Raw genomic sequence first — 15,431 nt, forward strand, 5'->3', positions numbered from 1 at the left:
GTTAGGCACGCCGCCAGCGTTCATCCTGAGCCAGGATCGAACTCTCATAAAAAGTTAAGAGATTACTCTCTTTAAGTTCTTTCTCCAGTCAAAACTTAGCTTAGCTTTTGTTTTTCCTTTTTTTACTTTTGGTTTATTAAACCGTTCGTGTAAGTTTCGTTTGAAACATTACTGAAAATTCTTCAAGAATCTTCAGGGTCTGTGTATTATTCGATCTTTGATTTTCAAGGTTCAGTTTTGCAAAAAGTTTTTCGGTTCATCTTGGCTGAAGCCTTGATTTTCCTTGCTTTCTTTTTGCTTTTTGCTGTCTTGTTTTTTGCGACAGCTTGTGTATCTTAACACCCGATAATGGGACTGTCAATAGTTTTTTTAAATTTTTCTTACTTTTCGATTTTTTGCTTATTTTTTCTCTGCTATCGCCGATAGTAATTACCCATAAATGTTCGTGACATCTTCCCCTATTGCCGGATGAAACAGTATTTCTATAGAACTAAAAACCATTACCGCTTTTAAAAGCAGTATGATAAAGCTTATAGAATCCGTCAAAAAAAGCTTTGTAAAGTTTCCTTTACAAAGCCTTTTCCTCGGAATGACAGGACTTGAACCTGCGGCCTCTTGACCCCCAGTCAAGCGCGCTACCACCTGCGCTACATCCCGATAGGGAAAAATATATCTTATTTTCCCCCACAATGCAAGCTTATTTTGATTTTTTTTGGAAGAAACTCTGGGGAATCTGTTGCACGATTCCAATAGCAATAGCAATGGTAAAGGCTGTAAGAAAGCAAGACCGCCCATATTTTAACGATAATGCTCCATTTCCCGTAATTAAATAATAAATTGCCTTATATACACCAATACCCGGAATCAGGGGGAAGATACTGGTGGATAAAAAGATTGTGGTGGGGCACTTTCTCTTGGCCGCTAAGGATCGGGAGAATACTGCCGCAAAAATCCCCGAAAACAGAACCGCCATGGAATCCATTCCTGAAATATCCTCCACCATCAGATAAATGAACCAGGAAACAGAACCGATAATGCCGATGTCCCAAAAGTATTTATAATGTACTTGATAAAGAAGGGCAAAGGAAACCGTACCCATCCCTGCCGTTACTGCACAGAGCGCTTTATACAATACGCCATAAAAATTTATTCCTTGGGCTTCTCCCATTTGCATAGCAAAAGGTAAAACCTCCGCCGTTGCCGCAACTCCAACGGACATGGAAACGCAGGTAAGCATCGCGGTAAGCAACAAAGATGTTCCTACCAGGTAGTTGTTTTGAGAAAATTCTCTAACGGAATTCGTGAAAAAGGCTCCCGGAACCAATAGCATCAAAGCTCCCAGCATTACTCGACTGGGATGTTCGCCGATTCCGAAATAATACATCACATTTACACTTAGCGTCACCACACAGCTTCCCAAAATCGTCATAATATAACTTGTGCTCACAAAGCGGGACAAGTAATAACTGGCAATTCCCAAACATATACCGGCCAAACCGGATATAGCCGAATCCATAAACGGGACTCCAAGAGCCATGGCAAAACCGAAGGATCCAAAATAGTAGGCAACTAAAATCCAAAAAAATCCATATCCCTCTATTTTATCTATAGCATCCAAGCGTCGAAAAATTTCCGCTTTCGGAATTCTATTCTCCTTGGAAAGACTGCGGGACAAGGTATTCACCTCTTCCACCTTTCGTAAATTATAAACAGTATCCGGTACATTCATTACGCCTGATTCTTTTATACCTTGCTCATTGGTTCCGGAGGCAAAGATTCCTCGATTTAAAACATAAGCGGAAAAATGCTGAACCCCCAGTGATTTTGCTACATAATTCATAGTTTCTTCCACGCGGTAGGTTTCTGCACCGCTTTTCATAAGCATTCTTCCCACCGCCATGGGAATCTCTATATCCAATCCGGAACAACTCTGCCCCTTATCCATTTTTTCCAATAACTCTGCCATCTTAAGCTTCTTCACCCCTACTATGCAATTTTCTCAGCAAAAGAGGGAAGAATTCATCTTCTTCCCTCTTTGAGAATCTCATATTACCCTAGGCAGATTTAAATTGCAAGGGATGAGAGCATAGTCCATCTTCGTATTTTGAAATTTTGTACAAAAAGCTTTATTATGATGGATTTGCCGCACTGCTTTCTGCTGCAGAGCTACTTTCCTTCTCTTCATTTGCAGAAGAGCTTTCTTCCTTATTCTCTGCACCGGACTCTGTGCTTTGCGCCGCAGGATCTTTTACGGTTTCCTCTACTGTATACTTGTCCAGCTTCTGGCTTACACATTGATTCCGAAGAGAATTCAGGTCTTCAAATCCGCTAAAATTGAATTTCACTGTACTGAACCAAGATACCACTCCGGTATCGATGGTGGCGTAGTGATAAGGAATATCCATATCATTTAAATCTACTGTAACCTTACCGCTTCCCTCGTCCATAAGGTTGGTAAATGCGCCTGTAAAATAATAGCTGTGTTGCGCATTGTAACTCTTATCCGGAATGTTAATCTGCACATTGACCTTCATTACCGGGAACATGATGTTGTGCTCAAAAGCATTGGCACTCTTGGAAGTCAGGAAATAATATCCCAAGTATTCCGCTCCAACAAAGCTTACCTCTTCTCCTTGGCTTGCTAACTGAGACTGAATCTTATCCGTAATCTCCTTCTGCATATCCTGCAATAAAGAATCTGAAATTGCGTCAGCCTTTTCCACATAGGAAGGCAAGCCCTCTACCGTGATTTCTTTCTCTGTTTCCTTCGGAGCAATACCGTATTTTTGAATCAAAGATTCCGGATTGGCCGGCTCAATTTTCACCTTTACCTTATCACCATTCTTCAAATCCATGGAAGGTTCAACCGTGAAGTAGTACCCCTTGGAGCCATCCATATCTCCGGTTCCTTTCCACTCCACAGCTCCCTCCGGGGAAATGCCGGTAAACTTATAGTCAAAATCCTTAAAGGCATCAAAAAGCTGTACATCCTTTAAACCTTCTACCTTGAATTCTGTTCCCTTCGAAGTGAATTTAACTTTGAACTGTTCTTCCAGTTCTTCCTGATTGAATCCCCAGCTAAGCTTTACGGTCTCTCCGTTCTTCAACTTTCCGTCCGACGAATCCCCTTCAATCTTCCAGTTTCCGTCAATGTAGAAATCATAAAGCAGCTCTGCCGCTCCGTAGTTCTTGGTCAAGCTGTCCTGCAGGAAATTTCCACTTTTCTTTAACTTGATTTTCTTTTTGTAATCCTTGAGGTACGCATCCTTGTCAAACTTCACTAAGGCTTTTCCGTAGCCATCATAGCCGTCAAAGCTTACCGTGACATACTTGTCCAAATTGACTTTTGTCTTTCTTGGTAATAAAGCGAAGAAAGATGCCAAAACAAGTAAAATCAAAACAACGGCAACTCCTACAAAAAGTGCGGAATTATTCTTTCCTGCATTTTCTGCATTGGCATTGTCTTTTACCTGTTTTTTTGCCTTAATTTCTTTGATCTTTTTATCGGTTTCCGTTTCTGCCTTCTCTTTTAATTCGGATGCCTTTTCCGCTACAGCTGCACCTGCTGTTGTAGCTGCCTCCTCTACTTTCTTTACTACTTCTTCAGCCTTAGCCCCGGCTTCCTGAGTCGCTTCTTTAGCTTTGGCTTCTGCTTCCTTTGCAAGCTCTGCAGCCTTGTCCTGAACTTTTTCTGCTGCTTCTCCCGCGTGGGCTTGTGCCTCTTGAACAGCTTCTACGGCATGAGCTTGTGCCTCTTGAACAGCTTCCTCAAGCTTGCTTTCTGCTGCTCCAGCCTGCTTTTCCACCTCAGGAGCAATTTCATTCACTTTATCCTGAGCTTCCTCTGCCAGCTGTTCCACCTGCCCTTGCGCTTCCGTTGCAAGATTCTCAGCATGATTCTTCAGCTCTTCTTTTCCTTCTTCCAACTTTTCTTCTACAGCTTCTGCTGCCTGAAGATTCTCAGAAGGAGTGCTCCCGGCTTCTCCGGAATCGCCATCTTGCTGTAACTTTTCCTTTTGTTCATCTTGTTGTTCCATACTGACCTCCCCTTAATGAAAAGTATTATTTCACTAGCTTAAGAATACCTTTTTAAGGATGAAAAGGCAAGAATAAAATTATTTCCTAGTAATAGAGGAGAAACCGCATCTTTACAGCCGGTTTCTCCCCTAGATAGATTCTGTATTTAATTCTTTTCTTTACGCTCTTCCTTTAATCGCTCTTCGTAATCCTTTAAGGCTGCCAGAGCTTCTCTGCTTAATGGATACATTACAATCAGATTAAAAATTGTCATCAGTCCAACGCCCATGTCTCCCATATCCCACACTACGGTGTATTGTGCCAGGCCTCCCACAAACAGCATAATCAAGGCAAAAATCTTATAGCCGGTTTGAGATGTCCAGTTATCTCCGAAAATGTAAGATATATTGGAACGGGCATAGAACAGGATTCCCAAAAAAGTCGAAAAGCTGAAGAGCCACAAAATAATAGCAATAAAAATCTTTCCGAAGGAACCGAAGTGATATGCCATAGCAGTCTGCAAAATATCCATTCCCTGCAGATTTACAATCTGCTCTTCCGGTACCAAAAGCATGATAAAAGCGGTACAGGAACAGATTACAATGGTATCAATGAATACCCCCATAGCTTGAAACAATCCGATTTTCGCAGGGTGATCCGTATCTGCAGCCGCCGCTGCACAAGGCGCAGATCCGGAGCCTGCTTCATTGGAGAAAAGTCCGCGCTTCACACCATTCATGACCACCGCACCGAAACCGCCTGCCACCATTTGCCGAAGACCGAAGGCTTCAGAGAAGATTCTTTGAAATACACTTGGCAGTGAAGTGATATTTCTCAAGATCACAAAAACGGTAAGCGCAAAGTATAAGCCGGCCATCACCGGTACAATCACATCTAAAACCTTTGCTGTAGCGTGTTTTCTTAACACAATCACCGCTGCAAGAAACACCAAAATCGCTGTGGAAATAATCGGTTTAACGGAAAAAGCATTTTCAAATGCGGAGGACACGGAGTTTCCAATAACCTGACTGATTCCTCCCCAACAAATCAAGCCGGAAAGGGCAAAAAGTATCGCAATAATGTTTTTCTTTTTGGGAATTTCTCCATTCAGTTCCTCTCCGGGAGCCTTCTTAAAAAAGAAGTCATGGATGTAGTAGGCAGGACCGCCACGGAATCCCCCGTATAGGGGATCTTTTCTCTTATGCAGCTGGGCTAATGTAGCTTCTACGAAAGCAGTGGAAGAACCGATTAAAGCGGTAATCCACATCCAAAAAACCGCACCTGCTCCCCCTGCGGAAATGGCCGCAACTACTCCCACAAGATTTCCCATTCCTACTCTTGTTGCCGTGGAAACAATCAGGGTCTGTAAGCCGGACAGTTTCCCTTTCTTCAAATCTCCCTTTTCCTTCCCTTTCGGTTTTTCCAAAATCACCGCCACCATCTCTGAAAATAAACGAATAGGAAGAAATTTCGTGCGAATCGTATAATATATGCCGGCGGGGATTAATAGAATCACCATCAAAGATAGCCCCAAACCGCTTCCTCCGGGCAACGGAATCTTTACCAAGTCTCCCCATAAAAATCCGGTTACCGCTTCAATCATTGATACAATAAGTGCCATAGTTTCCTCCCCTTCTTTATTTAGGCGCATAGTTCCGGTCGTTCCTTCAAGAAAGTTTTGCCGATACAATTTTCTGCAAATTCAATTTTGTTTCTTTGTGCTTTCTCGCTTTTATGCGTCTATGCTTTTATGTGTTAAAGCATTTATCGTAAAAGAAAAAGCACAATGTGCTTTCCCCTATTGTAACAGCTATTTTCTTTTTGGCAAGGACTTTTCTTGCCTGAGGATATTCATTATCTCTCTTCAGGATATGTATCCATTTTATTTCCTAACAATATTCTTCCAATCCCTTCTTCATGGCATGGATATATGCTTCCTTAATATCCTCCGGCCCTTGAATTTTTACAGCTCCTCCCAAAGAAAATACCCAAGCAAAAAACATTTCACTCACAGCCACATCTACATGACAGATGGCATAGCCTGACTCTTCCGCAGGAAAAAGGGAAATCTCTTTTCCAAAACGGTCCAGGAGAATTCCAACCATTTCCTCCCGAAAGATAAGGCTCACCTTTTTCCGTTCTCCTGCAAACATTGAAAAGGTTCTTTGCCGAAAATGCTCCATGTCCAGATTCTGAAAAGCATCTTCCCCTTGTCTTTTCTCCTCCATAATCCGGATATTTTTCATTTTGTCCACCCGGTAGTGTTTAAAAATCTCCTCCTCTCCATCATAGCCAAGAAGGTAATAATTTTCATTTTCCAGAATCAAATTCCAGGGACTGACCAGGTAGGGCTTTTTCTTTTTCTCCACCAGTTCCTTATGCATATTCCATTGCAGGTAGGAAAAACTGATTTGTTTATTCTCTGCAATAGCTCTATGTAATTCGTCCACCACATAATAAATGGATTCATTCATGCTCTTGATTCGCCCGGGAAGCATCAGCTGTCGGTTTAATTGCCTGGCTTCATATTCGCTGACAAAGGTGGTGAGCTTCTTGATAAGCTCTTTAGACTTTTTCTCCGTAATAAAGCGGGAGGCCTGCACCGCATCCGCCAAAAGCTTACATTCCGCCAGCTCAAATTCTTTACTGCCAAGGTAATAGACATAGCTTCTGCCCTGCTTTTCCATCACAACATCATAGCCCATTTGGCGAAGGCACTCCAAATCATCATAAATACTTTTCCGGTCTGTTTCGATGTCCATATCCCTAAGATAATCCTGAATTTCCGCCATGCTTAGCGGATGCTGTTCATCAGCCTTGTGCAGTAATATTTCTCGCAAATGATACCACTTCCACTTTTGATTCCTTCTTTTTGCCATATCAGCCCCCAATAATTAGAATGATATTCTAAAATACTTTACGCACATTTTAACAGGAAAAGGCACAATAGGATATTCAGAATTGCAGAATATTGAAAACGAGCATCCCAAGTTTTTACAGGATACTCGTTTTCAATAAAAAACTATAAATCAGTCTCGCAAATTATAAGAGTGCCTCTACTGCCTTCTTTACATCCTCCATAGAATGGGTTGGCTCAAAACGCTGTACCACATTTCCCTTTCTATCCACCAAGAACTTGGTGAAGTTCCATTTAATATCCGGATTCTTCTTGTACTTCGGATCCTTGGCAAAACACATAGCCCCCATGGCCATAGCCTTTACGCCCTTTCCAAAGCCCTCAAAACCCTTTTGCTCTTTAAGATAGCTATATAAAGGAAGAGCATTGGCACCATTGACCTCTGCCTTTTTCATCTGATCGAATTCTGTTTTATACTGTAAGGTACAAAACTCATGGACTTCCTCATCAGTTCCCGGAGTCTGTCCCGCAAACTGATTACAGGGAATATCCAAAATCTCCAGGCCCTTTTCATGAAAATTCTCGTAGAGCTGCTGTAAGTCCTCATACTGCGGAGTAAAGCCACAGCCGGTTGCCGTGTTGACAATCAATACAACTTTGCCTTCGTACTCTTTTAAAGAAAGCATTTCCCCATTTCTCTTCTCTACACTGTAATCATAAATTCCCATATTTTCCTCCTGTACTCTATTTTCCCTTAGGGGCTAAACTTGTGTAATCGTTTTTTATCTAATATATTGTTTACAATTTAATTTTACTCTATCATATTCCTTTGTCAAGAAATTTTTCACCTTGCATTTTAATTTGATTATTTTTGTTACATTTGCAACATTTATCTCTTTTTTTCTCTGCTATCCTAAAGGCGTAAAGAGAAAAAATCAGGAGAGGAGTTTATATGATTACGAAAGAAATGACCTTAGCGGATGTTGTAAAGGAATATCCCGGTACCATTCCTTATTTAAATGAATATCGTTTGGATTATTGCTGTGGAGGACATGACCCTATTGAGAAGATTGCCAAAGAGAAAAATATTGATTTAGAGCCTTTTATACAGGAGCTGGAAAGATTGGCAGCCCTGCCAAAGAAAAATAATTTAGACTACGAGGGGGAGCTGCAGCGTTTTCGTGCTCTGTCCGTACCGGAAATGTTGGCGGATTTAGAGCGTAGCCACCATATCAAGGAAAGAGAGCTACTGGCAGATGTGGAAGCTCTTTTGAATAAGATTCTTGTGGTGCACTACGAGCACCATGGAGAAGAGCTTAGTTCTATTCATCATCATTTTGCCCTCTTAAAGGCAGATTTGGAAGAACATTTTGCGAAAGAAGAAAAGCTGGTCTTCCCAATTATGAAAAAATCCGGAAAACCAAGCTCTGGAGACATTGCATACGTAAAGAGTTTGGAGGAAGAACACAGTACAGCCGGAGAACTGATTAAGCTTTTACAGAAAGAGACAAATTTCTTTACAGCCCCGGAGGATGTTTGCCCTACCTATAGAAGATGCTTCAGCCAGATGGAAGCCTTGGTGGAAGATATTTTCATGCATATCTTTAAGGAAAATTCCATCGCCTTTCCGGAGTATTATGAGCAGGAATAAAGGGGTTTTAAAAAAATAAAATAATTTTCTTAGCAATATAGGTCTGAAACGGGGCACGCTCTCGCTATGTTCAACACTACTTAGGGAAGGAGTATATTTATTATTGAAATGACGCTCCGATGCAGTATGGATCTTTATTCGGGGCACGCTCCCGCTAACCTCGCCTTCGCAGCGGTACTAACTTCAAGCTTCGCCTTGCTCGCTTTCAGTAAGTACCGGCGGGCTCAGATTGCCCCTCATACAGACCCATACTGCATCAGTCGCTTACACTAGTAAATTTCTATAGCCCTTCCCTAAGTAGGCTTTCCACAAGTACTGACAGCTCAGATTGCCCCTCATACAGACCAATACTACATCAGTCGCTTACACTTGTAAATTTCTATAACCCTTCTCTAAGTAGGCTTTCCACAAGTACTGACAGCTCAGATTGCCCCTCATATAGACCAATACTACATCAGTTACTTACAGTAGTAAATTTCTATAACCTTTCCCTACACAGGCTTTTCATAAGCACTGACGGGCTCAGTTTACCCCCTCCTTTAGACCTGTACTGTAAATTCATGCTTTTATTATCCGTTTTATTTTCAAAAAAAGGGACTACAATAAAGAACGAAATTTTCGGCAATATAGGTCTGAATACGGAGTAGTCTGAGCCCGATATTTGCTGATAGCAAGCGAAGAGAAGGACTGTTGAAATTAATTGATTGGAGCGAATGATGCATATGGGTCTGTATGAGGGGCAATCTGAGCCCGTCAGTACTTACTGAAAGCGAGTAAAGCGAAGCTTGAAGTTAGTACTGCTACGAAGGCGAAGTTAGCGGGAGCGTGCCCCGAATACAGACCCATACTGCATCAGAGCGTCTCTCGATATTGAATACAGTCCTTCTCTACTCAAAATTAAGTATAGCTAAAGTATGCCCCATTTCAGACCTATATTGCTTAGAAAATTATTTTAATTATTTACAGCCCCTTTATTTCAATCTAATACAGAGCTTCCTGAAAGGTCTCTACAATTTCATTTAACTCTTCCTCCTGTATGGTTCTTAAGTCCATCCAGTAATCATCTTCCCAGATTCTTCCGATAATCGGCGTTTTTCCTTTTCGAAGTCTGGCTTCCAGCTGAGATACGGAAAGCTTCTCCGGATGATAAACCACAGCATAGCTGTCCATATAGGTATCCGGAAGAGAGCCTCCACCAACCTGGGCTTTTGAGGGCTGTAAAGAATATTCTCCGGGGATAGATTCCTTTTGGAACAAATGAAGCAATGCTTCCCCCCGTCTTTTGACCACGCTCTGCTCTTCCGACAGCATACGAAGTACAGGAATTCTTTCTTCAATCCCCTCCTCCTTCAGATATTCTAAAAAGCATAGTTCCAATGCGGTTATGGTAAGCTTATCTACCCGAAGAGCCCTGGTAAGAGGATTTTTCTTCATTTGATCAATATATTCTTTTTTTCCGATAATAATTCCTGCCTGAGGACCTCCCAAAAGCTTGTCTCCGCTGAAACAAACCACATCCACACCGGCTTCGATGGCTTCCTGTACCGTCGGTTCGTGGGGAAGGCCGTATTTTTCCAAAGGAAGGAGCACGCCGGAGCCTAAATCTTCAACAATAGGAATTCCGGTTTCCAAAGAAAGAGGCTTTAATTCTCTGGCCTCTACCGACTCCGTAAAACCGCAGATTTTATAATTGCTGGTATGCACCTTTAAGAAGGCTTTGGTATTTTCTGTGACCACTTCCACATAATCCCGATAATGAGTCTTATTGGTGGTGCCCACTTCCCGCATCTCCGCTCCGGAAGCGGCACAAACATCCGGAATACGGAATTTTCCGCCAATTTCCACCAGCTCTCCACGGGATACCACAACCTCTCCCCCCTTGGCCAGGGTAGAAAGAATCAATAAAACCGCCGAAGCATTATTATTGACCACCATAGCGTCCTCTGCACCGGTGATTTTGCAAATGCTGTCCTTAATATGGCTGTAGCGCTCTCCCCGCTCACCCTTTTCCAAATCATATTCCAGATTAGAGTAGGAAGAAAGCATCTTGGCAAGCTCCTGCCCGATCTTCGGAGATAGTAAAGCACGACCAAGGTTGGTATGCAAAATGGTGCCGGTGGCATTAATCACTTTTCTTAGCTTCGGCTTTACATCTCCCTCGATGCGCTCCGTAATCCGACTGTAAAGAGAAGAAAAGGCCTGTTCTATTCGGCTTTCCTCTTCTTCCTCCCGAACGCATTTTCGGAGATTTTCCACCTCAAGCCTTACGCAGTCCGTAACGTAGGATAAGCCGTAATCCTGAATAAAGGAGAGAATCTGCTCCTCCTCCAATATATTGTCAATTTTTGGAATTCTTCTAAAAAATGCATTTCTATCCATGGTCTTCTTCCTTTTCTCTTGTGTTTATACTTTCTTTAGAATCCATTGTATCATAAATTCACTAAAGGATAGCTACATTGAATGAAAAACTCCGGGATTTCCATCCGAATTTTATGTATAAAAAAAGAGCTTAGAAGAAATGCTTTAAAGGAGTATCTCCCAAGCCTTCATTCTAAGCTCTAAATTTGCTACGATTCTTTATAAAAATTGCTTTTATAAAGTCTTGTTATAACAAAATATCATTTTTATAAAATATCGTTTTTATAAAATAGTATTTTTATAAGCTGCTGTTTTTTCCTGCTGTTTGTAAACGGATAAGGGCACGATAAAGCTTTGCCTGATTCCGAAGTCTTTGTTCTTCAGAAAGTTTTTCATCCTGAATCTTCTTCTCAGCTCGCTCCTTGGCTCTCTCGGCACGATCAACATCGATTTCTTCACTCCACTCAAAGGTGGTGGGAATCAATCGACAATGGTTGTCCATCATGGAAAGCATTCCTCCGATACAGGCTGCCTTTCTTTCGCTACCATCCTTCATAATCACCTTGGCTGTACCCATACCTACCGCTGTGCAGTAATTGATATGGTGAGCCATGATAGCCAGGTCTCCTGTAATGGTTCTTAAGCTGACACGTTCTACTTCATCGTCAAATTTTTGCCCATCCATAGAAACAATCTCTAAATGGAAGTTTGCCATAAAGGTCCCTCCTTACTGTTTCTTAGCTTTTTCAAAAACTTCATCGATGTTTCCTACTAAGAGGAAAGCAGACTCGGGAAGCTCGTCACATTCTCCGTTCAAAATCATCTTAAAGCCGCGGATAGTTTCCTTTAATGGAACATACTTTCCTGCAAGACCGGTGAACTGCTCTGCTACCGAGAAGCTCTGAGACAGGAAGTTCTGAATTTTTCTGGCACGGAAAACGCTAATCTTATCTTCCTCAGACAATTCATCCATACCCATGATGGCGATGATATCCTGTAATTCCTTATATCTCTGGAGTACCTGCTGTACACCTCTTGCCACCTGGTAGTGCTCTTCTCCTACGATTTCCGGAGTAAGAATACGGCTGGTGGAATCCAAAGGATCTACTGCAGGGTAAATTCCCTTACTTGCGATATCTCTGGACAATACGGTGGTCGCATCCAAGTGGGTAAATGTTGTTGCAGGCGCCGGGTCGGTAAGGTCATCCGCAGGCACATAAACCGCCTGAACGGAGGTGATAGATCCCTGCTTTGTGGAAGTAATACGCTCCTGCAAAGCACCCATGTCTGTTGCCAGTGTTGGCTGATATCCTACCGCAGAAGGCATTCTTCCGAGAAGTGCGGATACCTCTGAACCTGCCTGGGTAAAACGGAAAATGTTATCAATGAAGAGCAATACGTCCTGGTGCTTCACATCACGGAAGTACTCCGCCATGGTCAGACCGGAAAGAGCAACTCTCATTCTCGCTCCGGGCGGCTCGTTCATCTGTCCGTAAACCAGGGCAGTCTTATCCAAAACGCCGCTTTCCTTCATTTCTCCGTAAAGATCGTTACCCTCACGAGTACGCTCTCCTACACCGGTAAATACGGAAATACCGCCGTGGGCTGTTGCCACGTTGTGGATCAGCTCCATGATCAATACGGTTTTACCTACTCCCGCACCACCGAAAAGTCCGATTTTTCCTCCCTTTGCGTAAGGACAAATCAGGTCTACTACCTTGATACCTGTCTCCAGGATCTCTGTAGCAGGGGTCTGCTCCTCGAAAGAAGGAGCCGGACGGTGAATCGCCCATCTTTCCTCTGTCTCAGGGGCAGGTTTTTCATCTACAGGATTTCCCAAAATGTTGAAGATTCTTCCCAAGCAGGGCTCTCCAACAGGTACTGTAATGGGGTTTCCTGTATCAACAGCTTCCATTCCTCTAACCAAGCCATCGGTGGAACTCATTGCGATACAACGTACCACATCATCTCCCAACTGCTGTGCAACCTCCGCAATCAGCTCGGTATCTCCAAGCTGAATGGAAATTGCGTTCAATAAGGAGGGGAGTTCCCCTTCCTGGAATCGAATATCCAGGACGGCACCCATGACCTGTATAACCTTTCCTACATGTTTTTCTGTCATGTATCTCTCCTTTTTCTACACTACAACTCTTCCGCACCGGCAACGATTTCCGTGATTTCCTGGGTAATACTTGCCTGTCTTGCTCTATTGTAGAATAGACTTAATTTATCAATCATCTCTCCGGCGTTATCTGTAGCCGCCTCCATAGCCGTTCTTCTTGCCGCCAGCTCACTGGCAACAGAAGTACAAATTCCGCTATAGACCAGCCCTGCAAGATATTCCGGTACTATCGCATTAAAAACATCTTCTCCACTTGGCTCGTAGAGAATCAGGTTACGAATCTTCTTCGCTTCTTCTTCGCTTTCCTCTTTAAAATCAGACAAGGGCAAGAGAGAAATAGCTCCTGCCTTCTGGCTCATCATGGACACAAAATCCGTATAGATCAATGCCACATGGCCGAATTCCTGATTTTTATAGGCTTCACAGATTTTCTGGGCAATGCTGTAAGAGTCGGAAATTCCAACCTCTCCAACATGAGTATAGCTGTCATTAAACAGCTCATACTTCTTCTGCCGTCCATACTCTAAGGCTTTCTTTCCTAATGGGAACAAAGCAAATTCCTTGCCCTTGATTTCTTCCTCCAGGGTACGGAAAAGATTGGCATTATAGCCTCCCGCCATACCACGGTCTCCCGCAATCAATACATAGCACCACTTCTCGGAGCTGTTTTTCTTGGTATAGGGAGAAGAAAAATCTGTATTTCCATTGGCAATCTCAGAAAGAGTTTTCTTTAAAGTCTGAAAATACGGTTTGGTATTCTCCGCCTTTTCCTTTGCCTTTCGAAGCTTAGAGGAAGCCACCAGCTCCATGGCCTTGGTAATCTGCATGGTATTCTGGATGCTCTTAATGCGGAGTTTCACTGACTTCATATTTGCTGCAGCCATGTTTTCTCCTTCTTCCTGGGTTTACAGTCTCTTTAAAAATTCCGCTGTAAAACGCTCTAAGCTAGCCTTAAGTTTCTTCTCCGTCTCTTCTTCCAGCTTACCGGTCTCTCTGATGGCATTCATTGCGCTCAGAGCCTCTGCATCAGCATCTAAGAAGTGATAAAGCTCTTCCTCATAGTGACGGATATCCTTAACCTCTACAGCAGTCAAGATTCCATGAACTACTGCATAAAGAATGGCAACCTGCTTCTCAACGGCAACAGGCTCTCCCTTACCCTGCTTCAGTACCTCTACGATACGCTCACCCTGGGCAAGTCTCTGCTTGGTATCCTGGTCAAGGTCGGAACCGAACTGTGCAAAGGACTGTAACTCTCTAAACTGAGAGTAAACCAGCTTCAAGGTTCCTGCTACCTTCTTCATGGCCTTAATCTGCGCATTTCCACCTACACGGGATACGGAGATACCGGGGTTAACCGCCGGCATAATTCCACTATGGAATAACTCTGTCTCTAAGAAGATCTGTCCGTCCGTGATGGAAATAACGTTGGTAGGAATATAAGCGGATACGTCTCCGGCCTGAGTCTCGATAATAGGAAGGGCTGTTAAAGATCCTCCTCCTAATTCAGGAGACAGCTTTGCGGCTCTTTCCAACAATCTGGAGTGTAAGTAGAATACGTCTCCGGGATATGCTTCTCTTCCTGGCGGTCTACGAATCAGAAGGGAAATGGCACGATATGCCACAGCATGCTTACTCAAATCATCATAGATGATAAGGACATGCTTTCCCTGGTTCATAAAGTACTCACCCATAGCACATCCTGCATAAGGGGCGATGTACTGCAAGGGGCTCGGCTCGGAAGCGGTTGCCGCAACAACGATGGAGTAATCCATAGCGCCGGCTTCCTTTAATTCATTTACCAATGCGGTAACGGTGGATCTCTTCTGTCCGATGGCTACATAGATACAGATAACATCCTTGCCCTTTTGGTTAATGATGGTATCAATTGCAATAGTGGTTTTACCGGTCTGTCTGTCACCGATAATCAACTCTCTTTGTCCTCTTCCAATAGGAATCATGGAGTCAATCGCCTTGATTCCTGTCTGCAAAGGCTCTTTAACCGGCTGTCTCTTGATGATGCCGGGTGCAGGACTTTCCACTGCACGGAACTCTGTACTTTCGATAGGACCAATGCCGTCAATAGGCTGTCCAATCGCATTTACCACTCGTCCGATTAATTGCTCCCCTACAGGAACAGATACTACTCTACCTGTGCGCTTAACGCTCTGCCCTTCTCTGATTCCTACGTCGGAACCGAAAAGTACCGCAGAAACACTGGTTTCTTCAAGGTTTTGAGCCATACCAAAGGTGCCGTCCTCGAACTCTAAAAGTTCTCCGGACATACAGTTTGTCAGACCGGAAACACGGGCAATACCGTCACCTACGGTGAGTACGGTGCCTGTTTCGTTCTGTACAATGGCATTTTGGTAATATTTAATCTGGCTTCGAATGACCTCGGAAATTTTTTCTGGTTTTAATTCCAT

At 43.1% G+C, this 15,431-nt stretch carries 11 protein-coding genes and 1 tRNA gene; 1 reads left to right on the forward strand and 11 read right to left on the reverse strand.

The features are described from left to right. Positions 1-584: 584 nt before the first annotated feature. The 6 genes from RYO92_RS03035 to RYO92_RS03060 form a co-directional block, all read right to left on the reverse strand. A tRNA-Pro gene (locus RYO92_RS03035) sits at positions 585-657 on the reverse strand. A 40-nt stretch (positions 658-697) separates the two neighbouring features. Continuing rightward, positions 698-1,966, reverse strand: a complete 1,269-nt coding sequence (locus tag RYO92_RS03040; protein ID WP_083793730.1) for a threonine/serine ThrE exporter family protein — start codon at positions 1,964-1,966, stop codon at positions 698-700. A gap of 163 nt (positions 1,967-2,129) precedes the next feature. After that, positions 2,130-4,037, reverse strand: coding sequence for a hypothetical protein (locus RYO92_RS03045; protein WP_315369453.1), 1,908 nt, complete (start codon positions 4,035-4,037; stop codon positions 2,130-2,132). 146 nt (positions 4,038-4,183) lie between these two features. Further along, positions 4,184-5,638, reverse strand: coding sequence for an alanine/glycine:cation symporter family protein (locus tag RYO92_RS03050; protein ID WP_314833946.1), 1,455 nt, complete (start codon positions 5,636-5,638; stop codon positions 4,184-4,186). A gap of 268 nt (positions 5,639-5,906) precedes the next feature. Further along, on the reverse strand, positions 5,907-6,896 hold the full coding sequence (locus RYO92_RS03055; protein ID WP_314329582.1) for a helix-turn-helix transcriptional regulator: 990 nt from the start codon (positions 6,894-6,896) through the stop codon (positions 5,907-5,909). A gap of 163 nt (positions 6,897-7,059) precedes the next feature. Continuing rightward, entirely contained in the window at positions 7,060-7,602 is a 543-nt protein-coding gene (locus RYO92_RS03060; RefSeq protein ID WP_315369454.1) for a glutathione peroxidase, read from the reverse strand. A gap of 224 nt (positions 7,603-7,826) precedes the next feature. Here RYO92_RS03060 and RYO92_RS03065 point away from each other — a divergent pair, with 224 nt between their 5' ends. After that, on the forward strand, positions 7,827-8,525 hold the full coding sequence (locus RYO92_RS03065) for a DUF542 domain-containing protein (RefSeq protein ID WP_315369455.1): 699 nt from the start codon (positions 7,827-7,829) through the stop codon (positions 8,523-8,525). A gap of 981 nt (positions 8,526-9,506) precedes the next feature. Here RYO92_RS03065 and selA read toward each other — a convergent pair. From selA to atpA, 5 genes are all read right to left on the reverse strand, one after another. Then, positions 9,507-10,904, reverse strand: coding sequence for an L-seryl-tRNA(Sec) selenium transferase (gene selA / locus RYO92_RS03070; RefSeq protein ID WP_315369456.1), 1,398 nt, complete (start codon positions 10,902-10,904; stop codon positions 9,507-9,509). 277 nt (positions 10,905-11,181) lie between these two features. Further along, positions 11,182-11,598, reverse strand: coding sequence for an ATP synthase F1 subunit epsilon (gene atpC, locus RYO92_RS03075; RefSeq protein ID WP_007157828.1), 417 nt, complete (start codon positions 11,596-11,598; stop codon positions 11,182-11,184). A 12-nt stretch (positions 11,599-11,610) separates the two neighbouring features. Next, positions 11,611-13,005: a F0F1 ATP synthase subunit beta gene (atpD, locus tag RYO92_RS03080; RefSeq protein WP_007157829.1), complete on the reverse strand. Its 1,395-nt coding sequence runs from the start codon at positions 13,003-13,005 to the stop codon at positions 11,611-11,613. A gap of 20 nt (positions 13,006-13,025) precedes the next feature. Continuing rightward, entirely contained in the window at positions 13,026-13,889 is an 864-nt protein-coding gene (gene atpG / locus RYO92_RS03085) for an ATP synthase F1 subunit gamma (RefSeq protein WP_183683038.1), read from the reverse strand. 21 nt (positions 13,890-13,910) lie between these two features. Continuing rightward, positions 13,911-15,431, reverse strand: coding sequence for a F0F1 ATP synthase subunit alpha (gene atpA / locus RYO92_RS03090; protein WP_315369457.1), 1,521 nt, complete (start codon positions 15,429-15,431; stop codon positions 13,911-13,913).

Origin of the sequence: Oribacterium sinus (assembly GCF_963553175.1) — a bacterium.
Lineage (GTDB): Bacteria > Bacillota > Clostridia > Lachnospirales > Lachnospiraceae > Oribacterium > Oribacterium sinus_B.

Excerpts from the sequence above, each read along its gene's own strand:
- RYO92_RS03060 (WP_315369454.1), bottom strand. The coding sequence starts at position 7,602 with ATGGGAATTTATGATTACAGTGTAGAGAAGAGAAATGGGGAAATGCTT.
- atpC (WP_007157828.1), bottom strand. The coding sequence starts at position 11,598 with ATGGCAAACTTCCATTTAGAGATTGTTTCTATGGATGGGCAAAAATTT.
- RYO92_RS03040 (WP_083793730.1), bottom strand. The coding sequence starts at position 1,966 with ATGGCAGAGTTATTGGAAAAAATGGATAAGGGGCAGAGTTGTTCCGGA.
- atpA (WP_315369457.1), bottom strand. The coding sequence starts at position 15,431 with ATGGAATTAAAACCAGAAAAAATTTCCGAGGTCATTCGAAGCCAGATT.
- RYO92_RS03055 (WP_314329582.1), bottom strand. The coding sequence starts at position 6,896 with ATGGCAAAAAGAAGGAATCAAAAGTGGAAGTGGTATCATTTGCGAGAA.
- selA (WP_315369456.1), bottom strand. The coding sequence starts at position 10,904 with ATGGATAGAAATGCATTTTTTAGAAGAATTCCAAAAATTGACAATATA.
- RYO92_RS03045 (WP_315369453.1), bottom strand. The coding sequence starts at position 4,037 with ATGGAACAACAAGATGAACAAAAGGAAAAGTTACAGCAAGATGGCGAT.
- RYO92_RS03050 (WP_314833946.1), bottom strand. The coding sequence starts at position 5,638 with ATGGCACTTATTGTATCAATGATTGAAGCGGTAACCGGATTTTTATGG.
- atpG (WP_183683038.1), bottom strand. The coding sequence starts at position 13,889 with ATGGCTGCAGCAAATATGAAGTCAGTGAAACTCCGCATTAAGAGCATC.
- atpD (WP_007157829.1), bottom strand. The coding sequence starts at position 13,005 with ATGACAGAAAAACATGTAGGAAAGGTTATACAGGTCATGGGTGCCGTC.
- RYO92_RS03065 (WP_315369455.1), top strand. The coding sequence starts at position 7,827 with ATGATTACGAAAGAAATGACCTTAGCGGATGTTGTAAAGGAATATCCC.